An 18056-nucleotide genomic window follows, 5' to 3' on the forward strand; every position below is an offset into this window, starting at 1 on the left:
AAAAATATTAAAAATGATATAAAATACCATGGGTTTAGTTAAAAAAATGTGGTGTCAATATGGTTATTTAGCAAATTTTTAATGCATATAGTCAGGATATTTCAAAGAATTTAATTTACGATAGAATAATAGTAAAGTTTCATGAAGATAAAGCTGATAATACATCTTTATTAATCAAGTCCGGTTCTTCTTTCGGTACGGAGGTGAAAAATACAAGCAATACACTTCTGAATATTCATGATTTCTTCAATAGATAAAATAGAATACTGTGGAATTGTACGGAATGAATCTTACCCCTACCTTTGCAATGCATGAAAAATACCCTCGCTTTATTCGACTTTTCGAAAAAAATCAATTACAAAAATGAGTTGCTGGCAGGTCTCACTGTTGCCATGACCATGATTCCCGAATCGCTTTCCTTTGCTATCCTTGCAGGACTTTCTCCTCTGACGGGTTTATACGCAGCCTTTATGATGGGGCTCGTGACTGCTGTTTTCGGCGGACGCCCCGGAATGGTATCCGGAGGGGCCGGAGCTACCATTGTTGTCCTGATCGCTTTGATCAAAAGCCATGGCATAGACTACCTTTTTGCTACCGTTATACTGGCCGGGATCCTCCAGATGCTGGTCGGGATCTTCAAATGGGGAAAATTTGTCCGGCTTATTCCTCAGCCCGTTATGTACGGCTTTCTGAATGGTCTGGCCGTTATCATTTTCATGGCCCAGGTTGAGCAGTTTAAAATCACCGGTGCTGATGGCATCACAAGCTGGATGCAGGGTACACCTTTATACATCATGTCCGGACTTGTCGTTTTGACCATTGCTATCGTTTACCTTTTTCCTAAAATTACCAAAGCGGTTCCGGCTTCTTTGGTTGCTATTGTATTTATTTTTGCCGTCGTTGCCGGGTTTAATATCAATACCAAAACCGTAGCCGATATCGCCAGTATCAGCGGCAGTTTGCCCCGTTTTCATCTTCCGGGAATTCCTTTTTCCCTGGAAACCCTGCAGATTATCTTTCCGTATGCCCTGATTATGGCCGGTGTCGGACTGATCGAATCACTCTTAACCTTATCGATGGTGGATGAAATTACCAATTCTAAAGGAAATGCAAATAAAGAATCGGTTGCGCAGGGACTTGCCAATATCACCAACGGATTCTTCGGCGGGATGGGCGGCTGCGCCATGGTAGCCCAAACCCTGGTGAATTTAAATGCCGGTTCCAGGGCCCGGCTTTCCGGAATTATTGCTTCCGTTACCATCTTAATTATTATTCTGGTCGGAGCCCCGTTTATCGAAAAAATCCCGATGGCTGCATTGGTCGGAGTTATGATGATGGTGGCGATCAGTACCTTTCAATGGGTTTCCATCAGCATTATCAATAAAATGCCGAAATCCGATATTTTTGTGGGAATAACGGTCGCATTGGTTACGATTGTTTTACATAATCTGGCCTTGGCCGTTTTGGTAGGGGTGGTAATTTCTGCGCTCGTTTTTGCCTGGGATAACGCCAAAAGAATCCGTGCCCGGAAACATACCGATGAAAACGGAACTAAATATTACGAAATTTTCGGACCGGTGTTCTTCGGTTCGGTGACTGCTTTTACCGATAAATTTGATCCAGTGAATGATCCTGAACAGACTGTGATCGATTTCAGAGAAAGCCGCATTGTGGATATGAGTGCCATCGATGCCCTGGATAAATTATCGAAAAGGTACGCCCAGCACAACAAAAAGCTGCATCTGAAACACCTCAGCGAAGACTGCCGGAAGATGCTCAAGAACGCCGAAGCCGTTATCGAGGTGAATATACAGGAAGACCCGACATATAAGGTAATGCCGGAGAAGTAGGATGCTGGAAGTTTACCACTGCGTCGCGAATTCCATCAATAGAAGTGGACTTTAGTCTGCTTTCTGATGTAAATAGGTGTCAATACATAAAATCCATGGGAAAATTTACAAATCACGATTTACCATTGATCCCTATAACGCCAACAAGGACCGCAAAATAAATTTTACAGCCCTTGTCTTTTAGGTGATTAAAGTATTGATCATAAAATCAGGCACCAAAGCATAGTGCGATAATTTCATGCTGATCGAAGCCCTTCCGCTCGTTAACGTCCTCAGATCGGAAATATATCCGAAAGTGGAAGCCAGAGGAACTTCAGCGATGAAGATCTTTCTTCCTGATTTTTCATCAATCGAAGTAATCATTCCCCTTCGTTTATTGATATCCGCCGTTACAACCCCGGTATATTCCTCAATGGTCTGGATTTCCACCTGCATGACCGGCTCCATTAATTTCGGTTTGCAGGTTTTTCCAATGGTTCTGAAACCATCTCTGGCAGCGACTTCAAAATCCTGGGCATGGGAATCATTACTATGTGCTGAACCATCCAGAAGCACAACCTTCATGCTTTCCAGCGGATTGCCGCCAATCGGTCCGCCTTCCATGGCTTCCCGAAATCCTTTTTCCACAGAAGGGATAAATTCACCCGGAACAGCTCCACCCTTAATCTGATTGATGAATTCCATTCCGGGTTCATGGTCTTCCCGCGGTCCGATCTCAAAGGTGATATCAGCAAACTGTCCGCTTCCGCCATTCTGCTTGGACAGTTTTTCCCGGTGTCTTACGGTTTGGGTTAAAATTTCCCGATAAGAAACCTTCGGTTTTCCCTGGTTGATTTCGATCCCGTGATTCAGGCGGATTTTTTCCAGTGTTACTTCCAAATGCAACTCTCCAAGACCGCTCAGCAAAGTTTCCCCGGTCTGCCGGTCCCTTTCCACAACTAAAGAAGGATCTTCCTCCTGGATTTTCGCCAGCACAAGGCTGAACGATTTTTCATCGGCGTTGGTTTTCGGTTCAATCGAAACGCGGATCACCGGAGCAGGAATCGTAATCGATTCAAGCAGGACGGCATGTTCGGGAGAAGACAGGGAATCTCCTGTTTTCGCATCTTTAATACCTGTTAAGGCCACAATATCGCCGGCGTTCCCTTTTTCTACGGGTAAAGTTTTGTCTGACTGCATCTGAAGAATCCTTGAAATCCGGAAGCTTTCGCCGGTTCTTACATTCTGTACTGTGTCGCCGGGTTGGATGCTTCCTGAATAAATTCTCAGCATCGCCAGTTTTCCCATATGCTTATCAATAACTACCTTGAAGACCAGTCCGGAAAAAGTTTCATCTTCAGTTCTTTTCAACTCCATGGTATCTCCTGTTCCGGCATCTTTCGCTTTTACTGCAGGCATCTGGTCCGGAGACGGAAGATAAGCAACAATCGCATCGAGTAATGGCTGAACCCCCTTGTTTTTAAAAGCAGAGCCGCAAAGGACGGGAACCAGTCTGCCCAGCTGGCAGGCCTTTTTAATCATGTCAAAAATTATTTCTTCAGTGGTTTCTTTTTCTGTATCGAAGAAAACATCGAAGAACATTTCATCAGATTCGGCCAGGGTTTCCATTAATTTTAATCTGTATTCGCCCGTTTCTGCCTGATAGTCTTCAGGAATCTCTTTTTCCTGAATGGTCTCTCCATATTCATCGGTCCAGTAAAGAGCCTTTTGGGTAATCAGATCGATAACGCCTTCAAAACGGTCTTCTGAACCTATCGGGATTTGCAGAGCGAGAGGAACAGCATTCAGCTTAGTCCTTATTTCATTCAGTACGGCAAAGAAATCGGCACCGACCCTGTCCATTTTATTGATAAAGCAGATTTTAGAAATGCCATGTTTTTCTGCCTGGAACCAGACGTTTTCCGTTTGCGGCTGAACTCCCGAAGAAGCACAGAAGACAGCAACCACACTGTCCAATACCCGTAAAGAACGTTCTACCTCAACGGCAAAATCAATGTGTCCCGGTGTATCAATGAGGTTTATGTTAAAAAGATCATTTCCTTTTTCCATTGGGTTGAGATGGCTGCCGACGAAATCGTAATTCCGCGGTTTTTCTCCTGAATGTCTTTATCCATCGTCGTATTTCCTTCGTCTACGTTTCCGATTTTGTGAATCATTCCCGTGTAATAAAGCAATCGTTCCGTTAAGGTTGTTTTCCCTGCATCAACGTGTGCTATAATCCCTATATTTCGTGTGTTGTATTTCATTTTGTTGTTTTAAATGTTTGATTTTAAGGCTGCGTCATTAGCGGCTAAGCACAGGAATTCCCTGTTCTTGTCTGAAGGTCAGCAAGAATAAAATTCTGTTTTCCGGTAAATTTCAGGCAGCTTTCAGTAGATATGTGCTGAAAGTAGGGTAGCAAAAAGACCTATCTGAACAGACAGGCCTTCGTTATATTTTTTATAAAGGTCGATCGTTATTCAGATAAATATTCAGTGCTACCAAAGTACACTGCTCTGATAGGGTTGTTTAAAGTTATAATATTTATCATTGTTGTTGACATTGTTGATTGTTAACCGGTTGCGAAATTAGCGAAATTTTTAAAAAATCAAAAAAGAATTTTAAATTTTTTATAATGGCGGTATTATAAATGAAGTGAAAAGAAAAGCCGTCCCTGTAAAAGAGGACGGCGTAATGTATTGATAGTCAATATTATTATTTAATAAACTTTAACGTTTTCACCCCTCTGATTTCCATCAGATAAATTCCTTTGGAAAGAGCAGACCTATCAACTTTTTCTTTGTCCGAAACCTGTCCTTTTGATAAAAGCCTTTGTTGGCGTCGGTAATTGTGTAAATTTTTAAACCTTATTAGGCTATGAAGTTTAGTATAATCTTTAGCCGGATTCAGAATAATGCTGTATACGGCAACATAATGATCCCCTTGGACACCTGCCGTATAAACCGGGATGTTTAACCAGTCCGGATGCTCCCTGCTTATTGGTGACGTAAACAATTTTAGAAGTATCAGACCGGATCAGCCAGATAAAATGGAAAGAAGCGTTGGATCCGCTCATCATGGTAACCCCATCTGAAGTTCCAGTTCTGTTGATATGATATAAAGTATTGTTATTTAATTGATTAATGGTTTTGCTGAATGGATAAGCAGAATTTTTATTCCCGTAACGGTCGGTGGTAAGGTGGCGCCGTTTACCGCAAGAATATTGTTATCTCAGCTGGATTTCAACCAGGTAATCAATTCTGAAACACGAACATAAGCCGGTGTTGCGCATGGGAAATCATGTAAAAAGGAAAGGCTAACAGACAATTTTCTTAGATTATTTATTTTAACAATTCGAAAATAAGATAGGATAGAAATTCAGAACTTATGGTGTTTTTATGAGATTTACTTTGTTTTTAATGTATAAATTATAGCTAATAATTATTTAAAATGAATATATTTTGATAATTCATGTTATTCGATTTATGACAAGACATTTTAGGCTTACTGAATTTTTCTTAGGTAGGTATCTTAAATATTCTTAAAAAAAAACAGGATAAAGCAGAAAATTCTATCTTTGGAGAGAATTGTAATCATTCGTTAAAACTAATGATGAAAAAGCATGAACCCATTGATCTTTTTCAGGAAAGCTAAATGAATTTTAACTTGTAACATTTTGAAAACAGATATAGACATCCGCAGTCACTCCCATTTTTCTTTTGATCTGTGGCTTACCCTAATAAAATCTCACCCTGAATTCAAAGCAAAAAGAGTGGAACTGTTTGCATCGTTTTTCGAGGTGGATAAGCCGCTTGATGAGGTAGCGAAAGCCGTAAAATACTATGACGATCTCTGCAATACCATTAATGAAGTCATTGGCGGGAATGTGGATACCTTTGAAATTTACCTATTGATTTTAAATGTGCTTGATGTAGATCTAAAAACGATCTGTAAAGATCAGCTGAATGGATTTTATCAGAAAAGCGAAGACTTATTCCTCGAATACAGGCCTGTGGTAATTTTTGAAAGCTTACGTCAGTTTTTTGATGAAATTAAAAATCAGGGAAAAACCATCAGCATCCTGAGCAATACGGGATTTATCAAAGGAAAAACCATGAGGAAGTTCCTGATCAGTGAAAACCTTGACCAATACATCGATTTCCATATCTACTCCGATGAGATCAACTGTTCCAAACCGGATCCGAAGATCTTTCAGGAAGTGAAAAACCTCATTAAAAATCCTGAACTGGACTTAAAGCAGGTTCTCCACATCGGCGATAATCCGATAGCCGACTATAAAGGCGCGAAAGATTTCGGTTTCAATGCACACCTGCTTACCCACAAAATATAATTATGAACAAAAGATACAGTTTACACCACATTCATTCGGCGGATGAATTTACTTTTTCGCCTGAGGAATACAGCTTTTTCAAGTATGGCGACACCTTCTACGCCGAGAAATTTGCAAAAGAGCTGTTTAAAGGATTTATTTCCGGACATGAATCTGTTTTAAATACGGATAAAGACATTGTGGTGCTGCCAAGCCCATACATGGCCATTCCTACCGCTTCCAATTTCCTCTGCTTTTACTTTAAAAAGCATCTGGATTTTTATCTGTTTCAGAAAGGAAAAAGATCAAGCATCCTCTCCAAAATCAACAGGAACCATACCTATACGACGGATTATGGGAACCTGAGTTTCGAAGACCGCAAAAATTTAATTGCCAACGATACTTATTATCTGGATAAGGATTTTCTTCGGGGAAAACTTTGTATTTTTATAGATGATATTAAAATTACCGGAAGCCACGAGTTTACCGTGAACAAGATTCTGGATGAATACAAGGTGGAAGCCGATTTTTTATTCATGTATTATGCGGAGCTGATGAATTTTGACCTGGATCCTAAAATTGAAAACTATTTCAATTATTTTGCAGTAAAAAATGCAGAGCATATTGCAGAAGTAATGGCAAAACCGGGTTTTCAGTTCAATACCAGGATCGTAAAATATATTTTAGGCCTGGATTCAGGTAATTTTGAGTATCTTACGTCTAAAGTAAAAAAAGAGCAGATGGATCAGCTGTTAGAGCTGGCCATCAGCAACAATTATCATTTAATAAAAGAATACGAAAACAATATAAACACTTTAACACAAACCGAATTATATTATGGCTATTAACTTACAGAAAGGACAGAGAGAAAATATAAATGCACCGAAATTCACCGTAGGTTTAGGATGGGACACTAATAATACATCAACGGGAACGGCTTTTGACCTGGATGCCTCTTTATTCTTATTAGGCGAAAACAAAAAGCTGGTTTCCGATAACCACTTTATCTTTTACAACAACCTGGAATCTCCGGATAAAGCCGTGATCCACTCGGGAGATAACCTGACGGGAGACGGAAACGGGGATGATGAGCAGATCCAGATCGACCTGACTAAAATTGATCCTGCCGTAAAAGAAATCACCGTTGTGGTGACAATCCATGAGGCCGATTCCAGGAGACAGAACTTCGGGCAGGTAAGAAACTCATTTATCCGCATTTTCAATACGGAAACGAACGAAGAAATTTTAAAATACGAACTGGATGAAGACTTCTCCATTGAAACCGCAGTGGAATTCGGAAGGATCTACAATAGAAACGGCGAGTGGAAGTTTGAAGCCGTAGGCTCCGGACAGCGGGAAGGCCTTGAAAAATTTGTAGCAATCTATCAATAATTTACCATGGACAATCAGGAAAATCAACCTATAGATCCGCTTGGATCCATTGAGCCTTTAAAAACGTTTGAACCTACGCCGATGGCACCGCCGCCAAACATGGCGGCACCCAGTACGCCGCCGGCTCCCCTTGTAGACCGTGACGGAAACGTAAACCTTACCCAGCTGAAATCGGAAGAGCGTCAGAAATATGAAACCCTGGCGGATTCTATCGACGAAACCAATCCGGGATCCATTGTAAATTTCGGAGCGGATCTTCAGAGGACGCTTTCCAACCAGAGTGACAGCTTCTTAGGAAATGTAAGAAGATCCAATTCCGGAGAAGTAGGGGAGCTGATCAATAATTTATTGGTCGAGCTGAACTATGTGGATGTTGAAGAATTAAACCAGAATAAATTCAAAAGCTTTTTAAGCAAGCTGCCTTTCATGAAAAGTGTGATGACGCAGATCGAGAATTTATTTGCCAAATACGATAAGATCATCAACAACATCGATCAGATTGCCTATAAAGTAAATGCAGGAATCATTACTTCTACAAAGGATAATGCTGTTCTGCAGACGATTTTCGAAAGCAATGTGAATGCCATCAAACAGATTGAGGAGCTTGTGATCATCGGAAACCTGAGAATGGAAAAGGCCGGTGCGGAACTGGCCCATATGGAAGCCCGCCCACAGGAGTTTCAGGATTATCAGATTGCTGACAAAAGGGATTTTATTGCAAGACTGGACCGGAGACTGGCTGACCTGAAAGTGGTTCGCCTGATCATGATGCAGTCCCTTCCGCAAATCAGACTGGTTCAGAACAACAACGTTTCGATTGCTGAAAAAGCACAGACGATCCTTACGACAACACTGCCGCTCTGGAAAAACCAGCTTTCATTGGCAGTGGCGATGTACAGGCAGCAGCAAAGCATCGAGATCCAGCAGAAAGTTTCAGCAACTACCGAAGAAATCCTGAGGAAAAATGCTGAACGTCTGGGGCAGAACTCCGTGAATGTGGCAAGGGCCAACGAGCAGACCATCGTTTCAGTAGATGTTTTGAGAGAAACAACGTCGAAACTGATCAATACGCTGAATGAAGTAAAACAGATCCAGAAGCAGGGGGCGGAAGGACGAAGAAAGCTGGATCAGGATCTGATGACCCTGGAGCACGAACTGAAAGCCAACGTAAGAGGATAATCGCAGCAGCAAGGTGAATGAAGATGCCGTAAATATCATGTCCCAAAGCAAGAGAAGATTAACGAAACTTAAGCTTCTTGCGAATTTTTTTGAAAATGTCGATATCATTTCCATTTACATCAAGACGGATATTATCCACAATCTTTTTCAGGAAAACAAGGGGCTGGATTACAGTAAACTGGAACTTTTTCACCTGCAGTTCACCGACAGCCTTATTGAGCTTTTAACAAAGATCAAAAGGCAGAAGGAAAATGATATGCTGGCAGTGATCAACGAGATGGAGGTCAACAGTAAATACATCTCCGAATTTGAGGAAAAACGGGCAGACGGTTTTGAGACCGACCGGAAAATGTACAGCGGTATTTTTTCAAGTCACCTTAAAAACCTATACACCGATCTTACGGAAAATAAATTCCGCCTAAACTGGGACCATGTGCTGTATTTTTATAAAAAGTATGCCGCTGAGTTTTACAGATCGGATGTTGATGAAGAACTGCTGAAATCGGGAAGCTTTCCGGCTTATCAGTATCAGGAATATCAGATTGAACGAAAACTGCTGGGACGGCTTAATATTCAGAACTTTAAAGTCCGTTTTGTATGTGGCTATGCAATTTCCGGTAATGAATATGAGCTTTTCAAGATTTTTCAGTCTGAAGATTATTTTATTTTTGATGTGGAAAGCCGGAAAATGTATCTGGTAGATCCCAAAAAACTGGAAAAGCTGGATACTACGCCCAATGAATCAAACCAGGGGACCATCATTCATCAGCTTAAAAGAAAAAACGAGCAGCTGGAAGAAACGATGAACGAAAAGAAAAAAATACTGCCGGAGCAGGTGGTGAACGTGTTGAAAGATTATATCAGAAATCTGGAAAATACCGATATCATGAGCAAGATGTTCGACATCAATGAAGAAACCAATATTCTCCGAGCGATGCTGAATTTAAATTTAAATAACAATTAAAGCGAAGATCAGATGATGCTTTGCAAAAAACAAATTAACAAACTAAACATAAAAAGATGGCTATTAACTTACAAAAAGGTCAGAGAATAAACCTTACCAAGGAAAACGGGACCACGCTTTCACAGGCTTGTGTGGGAATCAACTGGGGGGCAATCGAGAAAAAAGGATTTTTCGGCGGCGTTACCAGAGAGGCGGTGGACCTGGACGGAAGCTGTATTTTATATGATACTAACAAAAACGCTACTGAAATCATTTATTTCGGGAACCTGAAGTCTAAAAACGGAGCGGTAAGACACAGCGGGGACGACTTAACCGGTGACGTAAACGGAAATGACGGACTGGATAATGAAGTGATTACTGTAGATTTCAGTAATTTGGATTCTAATGTAGAACATGTGGCATTGGTGCTGAACAGCTACAAAGGCCAGGATTTCGGTACCATTCCTTTTGCTTCCATCAGGATTTATGAAGGTACGCCAACCAACGTAAGGGAAGTTTTCGCGAAATATGATATTGCAAACGACGCTTCTTTCAAAGGCCATGTCGCCATGGTAATGGGTGTTTTCTACAAAAGAAACGGAGAATGGAAATTCAACGCAATCGGAGATCCGACAGCCGACCGAAAACTGCAGGAAACGATAGAAACGGTAAAGCAGAAATATTTGTAGAAGAAAATATAAGAATCAGCTTAGCTAAAACCTATGCTGAATCCATTGGCTTTAATATCATTTAAAATGGCAATATCTGTTTTCATGCAGCTATTGCTTTTATCATATAACAACATAGAGTAAAAAGTGGGACAAAATACTAGCATTTTGGATCTTCATCCCGGTCTGGTTTGGGGATTCGCGGTAACGGTGGTTATCATGTTGCTCCTTGACTTAGGGGTTTTCAACAAAAAAAGTCATGAGGTTTCTTCTAAAGAAGCCACAATCTGGTCAGTTGTATGGATCTCGCTGTCCATGCTGTTTTCCGGTGTTGTTTACTGGGTATACAACTCAGATCTGGGACCCGGCAGCCATGAAGTGGCTGTAGAGAAATTCACGCAATACCAGGCAGCGTACTGGATTGAAAAAGCGCTTTCGGTGGACAACCTGTTCGTTTTTATCCTGGTTTTCGGATTTTTTAAGGTTCCGAAATACCTGCATCACAAGGTGCTGTTCTGGGGGATTATCGGAGCATTGATCTTCAGGGCCGTTTTCATCTTTGCAGGCGTAGGCCTGATTAATCTTACCTATCTGCCGGAAATGAATATTTTCGGCCATCCGGTAAAAATAAATATTGTCATGGCTCTATTCGGGCTTTTTCTTGTCTATGCGGGAATCAAATCCTGGGGTGGCGGTGATGATGACGAAGATGAAGACTACAGCAATACTGCAGGAGCCCGGCTCATCAAAAGATTCTGGAAAGTTTCCGATAACTATGTCGGCGATAAATTCTTTACCATTCAGAACGGGGTGAAAATGGCCACACCGCTATTGGTGGTCGTAGCCGTTATCGAATTTACCGATGTGCTTTTCGCGGTAGATTCCATTCCGGCGATCTTTGCTATTTCCAATGATCCGTTTATCCTGTATACCTCGAATATTTTCGCGATTCTGGGATTAAGGTCTTTGTATTTCCTGCTGGCCAATTTCATCCATATGTTCAGCAAGCTGCCTTATGGTCTGGCCGTTATTCTGACGTTCATCGGGATAAAAATGCTGATTGCTCCGTGGATCCATATTCCCTCGCCGGTATCCTTGGGAATCGTAGGCGGGGTTCTGGTGATCTCGGTTATTCTGTCACTCATCTTTCCCGATAAAAAGGAAGAAAAAGAAAAACTCGAAGACTAATTTATTTGATCGATAAAACAAAAAGGCTTTACTCTGCGTAAAGCCTTTTCGTTTTAAAAAATAAATAGTGAATTGTCAATTCCTGTGGGTGAATCCGCTGCGCTTGTCAATTTTAATCTGTGCTTCTGACGGTTGTTGGGATGTGCTAAGACGAAAGGGAATTGCACAATCATTCCGCTAATACTAATATTTGAATATTTATGCTTTACAAAATCAACAGTTTTCAATTTTATCAGAGATAAAATCCCTGCGTCTTAAAACATTCCGTATTTCAAAAGATTTTGCCTGAGCGTTTTTCCAACATGACTGTAGGTAAATTCACCCTGACTATTCACTTGCGAAGCAAAATTCACTATTTACTTGTTATACTTCAACAGCTTATTGATCTTCAATCTGGTCTGCATGGAAATTTTATAGGCGTCTTCTCTCAGTTTCTGTAATTTTCCGACCGGCTGGAAGAAGATCTTGCTCTCGAAGGGGTTGAACGAAAGCATTTCATTTTCGCAGGCATACGGATCCAGAAGACAGCCTTGATCAATTTTTATTTCTCCGATTTTAATAAAAGGGGAGTTTTTCCATTCCACATTAAGCTGGTTAATGGGCTGGTCCTTCAAGTTATAACAAAGCTGGATCATGATATCAGCCGTAAAATTTTCTGTGTTTAAATAACTTTCCAGGGCATCTTTTACTTTCAGCCGTCTTCCGAAATTTTTAGGGACGGATCGTGGCTTCAGCTTAATTTTCATCATGTAATCGCCCAGGCGGTATACGCCCACCGAATGATAGTCGAAAGAAAGGAAAAAATCATTCCGCTTTCTCCAGAGCTTGAAAATATTCTTTACAAATGAGCCCGTAAACGTGGATGGAATTACCTTAATGATCTGCAGCATTAAAGAAAAGGAACTCCATTTCTTAATGAAAAAACGATTCACCGAAGTGAACAGTTTCAGAAAAGTACTTACGGCATTAATAGGGAACAACGGAAAATTTACCAGTGGAAAATTTGCCATCAGTACGCCATTTTCGTCTTTTACTTTTACAGCAAAACCATAAGCCGGAATATCCTTTTTACCTCTGATAATTTTCGGATGAGCATTAGAGAAACGGATGGTAAGATCGTATTTTTCTTTATCGAAAAAAGGCTGTAATTCTTCCGGAAGATCACGCTCAATAATGAATACTCCTTTTGTTACGGCATAGGTTTTGGCGTGAGCGTTCCGGGTGGCATAATCAACATCACTCACAGAAGATGACTGTTCTACAAAATCAGCAATGCTTTTTTTGTTGATTTCGAGAAGTTCCTGTTCCTCATCAGTCAGCTTATCAAAACTCTTATTATATTTTAATGGACTCGGCATTTAGTTTTTAAGTCCAATTATAACGCCAACTTTCCGTAAACATGTTAATACAGTGTTAAACATATCTGAAATTTCCGAACTTAAGAATCGAACTTTGATTTTCAGACAGTTGGAATGCTAGGAATACAATTTTAAATAATCCTTATGATAATGGTACTGAGAAACTTCCATTCTTCAGCTTCCGTTAATCCCGCCTTAAAATCCTATCTTTGTAAAAAATTTAATTATGGGCGTAGCAGATATGTTATTCAAACGTAAAAAAGAGCAGGCAGAAAAGAACCTGAAAGACGGTCAGGAATATATGGCAGAATACGGCAAGAAGGAAAGTGTTGTTGAACTGCCAAGCGGACTGCAGTATGAGATTATTACCGAAGGCGACGGGCCGAAACCTGGGCCTAGGTCAACGGTAAAATGCCATTACCACGGAACAACCATTACCGGGAAAGTGTTTGACAGCTCCGTGAAAAGAGGAACGCCGGCTTCATTTCCTTTAAATAAAGTAATCAAAGGATGGACGGAAGCACTTCAGCTGATGCCGGTGGGCAGCAAGTGGAGACTGATTATTCCGCCGCACCTGGCGTATGGCGACCAGCAGATCAGTAAGGAAATCGGCCCGAATTCTACCCTTGTTTTTGAGGTGGAATTGCTTGATATCAAATAGATTATCTAAAGATAGCTTAAAAAATTTATCCGGGCTCCGGGTAAATTTTTTATTTATGTATATTCGTAGCCGGCTTTAGCAGAAGAATTTCATTTAAACATAAGACCAAAGTCCGTTCTTTAAAGATGAAGGTAGCTGCTTCGGCACAGATGAATTCTTTGCTAAGTTAAAGAAATAAAAAATGAAAAAACTGCTTTATTTTTTACCGGCAGTCTGCCTGTTGGCCTCCTGTGTTTCAAAGAAAAACCAGGCCATTAAGCAGAATATCCTTACGCTTAGGGACAGCTATTGCAAAGCCCCTTTTAAATACAATTACGGCAATAAATTACCCTCCTGTAATTCGGATTCCGTTATAGCGGCCAATAAAGATCTCAAAGGGATTTTCTCTGATCAAAGCATCCTGATCCTCAATGCGCTGGATAACCTTGATGAAGTACATCAAATCATAAAACTTAAAAAAGATTCTTCCCTACAGTCGCAGGTAAAAGTATTGCAGCTGAAAACCAGGATCAACAGCAAAATAACGATTGCACTGACGGAACTGGATGCCGTAGCTGCAGAATTCGATTGTGAAGGGGAGCGGGTGGCCCAGATCGGAAATTATGTGGATAACCTGAACGATTCCAGAAACAACAGGCTTATTCTTTACTCGATTGTAACGGGAGCCGCCGCATCAATTGCCGGAGGAATCGTGAAAAGCGAAGCATGGAGCAGTGCGATCGACATCGGCGGAGGAGGCTTGGGAGCCGGCTTCGGACTGGCGACCCTTAATCCCAAAGGCCGGAAGGTAGAATTTATCCATCAGAGAAACCTGCTGAGAGATATCTGGAAAGAAAGACTCGAATCCCCGAACTTCCCGCCGTTTATCTGGTACATGTATACCGAAAAAAGATTTTCGAACCGGGAAAAGCACTCTATTATTTCCAGTATGAAAGAACGTTGGCTGCATTATCAGTTTGATGATGATAAGCAGGAGGCGGATCAGTCGGTGATTTTCAGCGATGGAGGCTTTTACCGGTCGCAGGATCTTCACAACCGTGCGGCTATGCTCAATCAGATGCAGTCGGCTACAAGGACGATCAACCAGAATATCAATTACCTGCTGCTGGATCTGGATAAATTGATTTTATAATCCTGAAATTGTAAATTTGTGTCAGCTTGATATTTATGTCGGAATTAAAAAAAATAAGAGAACTGAGGAATCTTACTCAGGAAGAGGTGGCTGAAAGATCAGGGCTTTCCGTAAGAACTATTCAACGGATCGAAGCCGGTGTGCAGCCTAAAGGATATACTTTAAAGACACTCGCTCTGAGCCTGGATGTTCCTGAAAGCGATTTGCGGATTCCTGAAATACAATTCCGGAAAGAGATTGAAGTTGAAGAAATTCCTGAAATGCCGGAAAAAGAAAAATCCGTTAATTTCACTTTGGTTAAGCTCATCAATCTTTCTTCACTTCCTTTTGCGTGGTTTCCGGTAGCTAATGTGCTTCCGCCCTTATTGATCATGCTTTTTACAAAAGAGAAATCTCAGATCGTCAGACAGATCATTTCCCTTCAGATATTTTTAACAATTGTTTCTCCTGTTATTTTTATAATAACTGCGCTTTTCAAGCCGGGACATTCTGCTGTTTTAGCGGTTATGGTTATGCTGGTATTGATAAATATGTACGTCATCCTGAGAAACGCTTACGAAATAGATCGAAAGGGGAAGCTTTATTATAAATTGAATTTCAGTATTTTATAAACATGTCGTGCTATTGTCGGGTTTTTGTCGTGCTTTGTTTTTGAGGGAGATTCAACAATTCCGAATCTTTGTCAAAAAATTTAAGCAATGGCAAACAGATTCTTCCCATACGTGATGACTTTTTTATTTTTCTCGGTGAATACAGATGCTCAGAGCGATAAAAATTCAGACTTATTTTTAGAATTGAAAAAACAGGACAGTCTGTTTTTCGAAAGAGGTTTCAACAGCTGCGATATGGCATACCTTGAAAAGTTTATGGATAACGATCTGAAATTTTATCATGATAAAGGCGGCTTCCAGGATAAGAAATTGTTTTTGGAAAGAACCCGCGAAAATATCTGTTCCGATCCTCTTAAAAAGCCGATCCGCAAAGTTGTTCCTGGGAGCCTTGAAGTTTTTCCTCTGTACAGCAATGGGGATCTGTATGGTGCAATACAGTCCGGAGAACATCAGTTTTACATGCGCGAACCTTATAAAAAAGATGTTTTAAGCGGCAGGGCAAAATTTACAACAGTCTGGACGAAGAAAAACGGAAGCTGGATCATGAGCGATGTATTAAGTTATGATCACGGAGGTCCTAGCCATACTCTAATCGCAGATCCTGTTGAACAGCTACTGAAAGACAACGATATTCCGACGTTAGGGTTAGGCGTTATCGAAAACGGAAAATTAACCCAGATAAAAGTGTATGGAACCCTTGACGGGAAAACGACAGCCCCTTACAACAGTCTTTTTAATGTAGCTTCCCTTACCAAACCGGTAACTGCACTCACCGTTTTACGTCTGGTAAGCCTGGGAAAATGGAACCTTGACGAACCGCTGGACAAATACTGGACCGATCCCGATATTGTAAAAGATCCAAGACACAAAAAATTGACAACCAGAATAATTTTGAGCCATCAGACCGGTTTTCCGAACTGGAGATGGCAGAAGCCGGACCATCGGCTAAGCTTCGAGTTTGATCCCGGATCGAAATACCAGTATTCCGGCGAAGGCTATGAATATCTGCGCAAGGCTGTGGAAAATAAATTCCATAAAAACCTAGAAGAATTAGCGAAAGAAATGATTTTTCAGCCTGTAGGCATGTATGATACAAGCTATATCTGGAATGAGAAAAAAGATGCGGAAAGAATCGTTACCGGTTATGACAATGACGGCAAACCTTATGATATCGTGAAAAATAACCGGCCGAACGCCGCGGATGATCTCATTACCTCTATAGAAGATTACAGCCGGTTTCTGATCGCCGTGATGAATAACAGCCTGTTGTCAAAAGAAATATTTAAGGAAATGAAAACCGGACAGGTTAAAACAAAAAAAGACAAGTATTTCGGACTAGGCTTTGAAATATATGAGCTGGGAAACGGAGAAACAGCCCTTTCGCACGGTGGTACGGATAAAGGAGTAAATACTCTGGTGGTCATGCTGCCGGAAACAAAGCAGGGGCTGGTAATTTTTACCAATGTGGATCACGGATACCAACTGTATGAACCGCTGATTGATCAGTATCTGGGTGAAGCAGGAAAAAAAATGGTAAAAATAGAAACTGAATAATTTTAATGTAATAAAATTTGTTACATTAAAATTATTGTTTACCTTTGTCCTGTAATTATCATGAACAATACAAGATTTGCCACCGCAATACATATCATGACCCTACTGGCGGAAAGTCCGCAGGATTGGCTTACTTCCGAGTGGATGGCGGGAAGCATTAGTATCAATCCTGTAATCGTCCGTAAGGAATTAAGCATATTGAGAGAAGCAGGATTAATTGTCAGCCGGCAGGGAAAAGAAGGAGGGAGCCAATTGGCCAGGAATGCAGAAGAAATCTGTATTTCCGAAATTTACCTGGCGGTAAAGAATACGGAAGTTCTGGGGAAAAAAAACAATAATCCGAATCCGGCCTGTCCGGTAGGAAAAGAGATCAACGATCATTTAAAAAGTTTATTTTCTGAAACCGATCAGCTGGTTTTAAACTTTTTGGGCACCAAATCCCTGAAAGAATTCTGTGATCAGTTCAGATAAAAATTTTTAATCATAAATGTAACAAAAATTATTACAATTTAATTTTAAATAAATTATTATGAAAAAAGTAGCCGTAATCGGAGCCACAGGATTTGTGGGAACACCATTAGTGAACGAACTAACCAACAGAGGGTATGAAGTTGAAGCGATTGTAAGGGATGCCTCAAAAGTCGGCCAGAACGAAAAAGTAACTGCAAAAAGCGTGGATGTAAATAATGTGGATGAACTGGCAGAAGCCTTAAAGGGAAATGATGCGGTCATTAATGCCTTTAATGCAGGATGGACCAACCCAAACCTGTATGATGATTTCCTTAACGGTTCGGTAAATATCGAAAAAGCAGTGGAAAAATCAGGTGTTAAGAGATTCATTACCGTAGGTGGAGCAGGAAGTCTCTACATCGATGGAAATCAGTTGGTAGACGGTCCTGATTTTCCTGCCGACATCAAACCGGGAGCAGCCGCAGCAAGAGATTATTTAAATAAAATCAAAGAAAACACAACATTGGACTGGACATTCTTCAGCCCGGCCATTGAAATGCATCAGGGAACAGCCGGTGTGAGAACAGGAAAATACAGAACGGCACTTGAAAATCCGGTATTTGATGAAAACGGCAGAAGCGTTCTTTCCGTAGAAGATGTAGCGGTGGTTCTGGCAGATGAACTTGAGCAGAACAACCACATCCGTGAGCGTTTTACAGCAGCGTATTAATCAATTCAATAAAAAGAATTGCAGCAGTCCA

The 18056-nt window shown here is 40.9% G+C and carries 17 protein-coding genes; 14 read left to right on the forward strand and 3 right to left on the reverse strand.

Translation table 11 applies throughout. The features are described 5' to 3' along the window. Positions 1–311: 311 nt before the first annotated feature. Positions 312–1850: a SulP family inorganic anion transporter gene (locus tag FY557_RS06590; protein WP_149246494.1), complete on the forward strand. Its 1539-nt coding sequence runs from the start codon at positions 312–314 to the stop codon at positions 1848–1850. 180 nt (positions 1851–2030) lie between these two features. On the opposite strand, the gene fusA is transcribed toward FY557_RS06590, so the two are convergent. Next, positions 2031–3899, reverse strand: coding sequence for an elongation factor G (fusA, locus tag FY557_RS06595; protein ID WP_262713529.1), 1869 nt, complete (start codon positions 3897–3899; stop codon positions 2031–2033). Continuing rightward, the gene (locus FY557_RS20460; RefSeq protein ID WP_262713530.1) at positions 3869–4096 is read right to left on the reverse strand and encodes a GTP-binding protein; all 228 of its coding nucleotides are present in this window, start codon (positions 4094–4096) and stop codon (positions 3869–3871) included. Before FY557_RS20460 ends, fusA begins: the two co-directional genes overlap by 31 nt. A gap of 1409 nt (positions 4097–5505) precedes the next feature. On the opposite strand from FY557_RS20460, the gene FY557_RS06600 reads away from it, so the two are divergent. The 7 genes from FY557_RS06600 to FY557_RS06630 all read left to right on the forward strand — a co-directional run bounded on the left by FY557_RS06600 (position 5506) and on the right by FY557_RS06630 (position 11529). Continuing rightward, entirely contained in the window at positions 5506–6180 is a 675-nt protein-coding gene (locus FY557_RS06600) for an HAD family hydrolase (protein WP_149246495.1), read from the forward strand. Between the two features lie 2 nt (positions 6181–6182). Then, positions 6183–7007: a phosphoribosyltransferase family protein gene (locus tag FY557_RS06605; protein WP_149246496.1), complete on the forward strand. Its 825-nt coding sequence runs from the start codon at positions 6183–6185 to the stop codon at positions 7005–7007. Next, on the forward strand, positions 6997–7551 hold the full coding sequence (locus FY557_RS06610) for a TerD family protein (RefSeq protein WP_149246497.1): 555 nt from the start codon (positions 6997–6999) through the stop codon (positions 7549–7551). Before FY557_RS06605 ends, FY557_RS06610 begins: the two co-directional genes overlap by 11 nt. A gap of 6 nt (positions 7552–7557) precedes the next feature. Further along, a complete protein-coding gene (locus FY557_RS06615; RefSeq protein ID WP_149246498.1) occupies positions 7558–8730 on the forward strand; it encodes a toxic anion resistance protein in 1173 nt (390 codons plus the stop codon). 13 nt (positions 8731–8743) lie between these two features. Beyond that, on the forward strand, positions 8744–9694 hold the full coding sequence (locus FY557_RS06620; RefSeq protein WP_149246499.1) for a hypothetical protein: 951 nt from the start codon (positions 8744–8746) through the stop codon (positions 9692–9694). A gap of 56 nt (positions 9695–9750) precedes the next feature. Then, entirely contained in the window at positions 9751–10362 is a 612-nt protein-coding gene (locus FY557_RS06625) for a TerD family protein (protein ID WP_149246500.1), read from the forward strand. A 126-nt stretch (positions 10363–10488) separates the two neighbouring features. Beyond that, positions 10489–11529 carry a TerC/Alx family metal homeostasis membrane protein gene (locus tag FY557_RS06630; RefSeq protein WP_149246501.1) on the forward strand — a complete coding sequence of 347 codons (1041 nt, stop codon included), beginning with the start codon at positions 10489–10491 and terminating at the stop codon, positions 11527–11529. Positions 11530–11885: 356 nt separating this feature from the next. On the opposite strand, the gene FY557_RS06635 is transcribed toward FY557_RS06630, so the two are convergent. After that, complete coding sequence (locus FY557_RS06635) at positions 11886–12887, reverse strand: catalase (RefSeq protein ID WP_149246502.1); 1002 nt, start codon at positions 12885–12887, stop codon at positions 11886–11888. Between the two features lie 226 nt (positions 12888–13113). On the opposite strand from FY557_RS06635, the gene FY557_RS06640 reads away from it, so the two are divergent. From FY557_RS06640 to FY557_RS06665, 6 genes are all read left to right on the forward strand, one after another. Next, positions 13114–13548 (forward strand): FKBP-type peptidyl-prolyl cis-trans isomerase, encoded by a 435-nt coding sequence (locus FY557_RS06640; protein WP_149246503.1) that lies wholly within the window; start codon positions 13114–13116, stop codon positions 13546–13548. A 181-nt stretch (positions 13549–13729) separates the two neighbouring features. Further along, complete coding sequence (locus tag FY557_RS06645) at positions 13730–14680, forward strand: hypothetical protein (RefSeq protein ID WP_149246504.1); 951 nt, start codon at positions 13730–13732, stop codon at positions 14678–14680. Positions 14681–14715: 35 nt separating this feature from the next. Beyond that, the gene (locus FY557_RS06650) at positions 14716–15291 is read left to right on the forward strand and encodes a helix-turn-helix domain-containing protein (protein ID WP_149246505.1); all 576 of its coding nucleotides are present in this window, start codon (positions 14716–14718) and stop codon (positions 15289–15291) included. Between the two features lie 87 nt (positions 15292–15378). After that, positions 15379–16845: a serine hydrolase gene (locus FY557_RS06655; RefSeq protein WP_149246506.1), complete on the forward strand. Its 1467-nt coding sequence runs from the start codon at positions 15379–15381 to the stop codon at positions 16843–16845. Positions 16846–16905: 60 nt separating this feature from the next. Continuing rightward, a complete protein-coding gene (locus tag FY557_RS06660) occupies positions 16906–17316 on the forward strand; it encodes an Rrf2 family transcriptional regulator (RefSeq protein ID WP_149246507.1) in 411 nt (136 codons plus the stop codon). A 58-nt stretch (positions 17317–17374) separates the two neighbouring features. Then, positions 17375–18025 (forward strand): NAD(P)-dependent oxidoreductase, encoded by a 651-nt coding sequence (locus FY557_RS06665; RefSeq protein ID WP_149246508.1) that lies wholly within the window; start codon positions 17375–17377, stop codon positions 18023–18025. The last annotated feature ends 31 nt before the right edge of the window (positions 18026–18056 follow it).

The sequence above is a fragment of the Chryseobacterium sp. SN22 genome (assembly GCF_008329705.1).
Classification (GTDB): Bacteria; Bacteroidota; Bacteroidia; order Flavobacteriales; family Weeksellaceae; genus Chryseobacterium.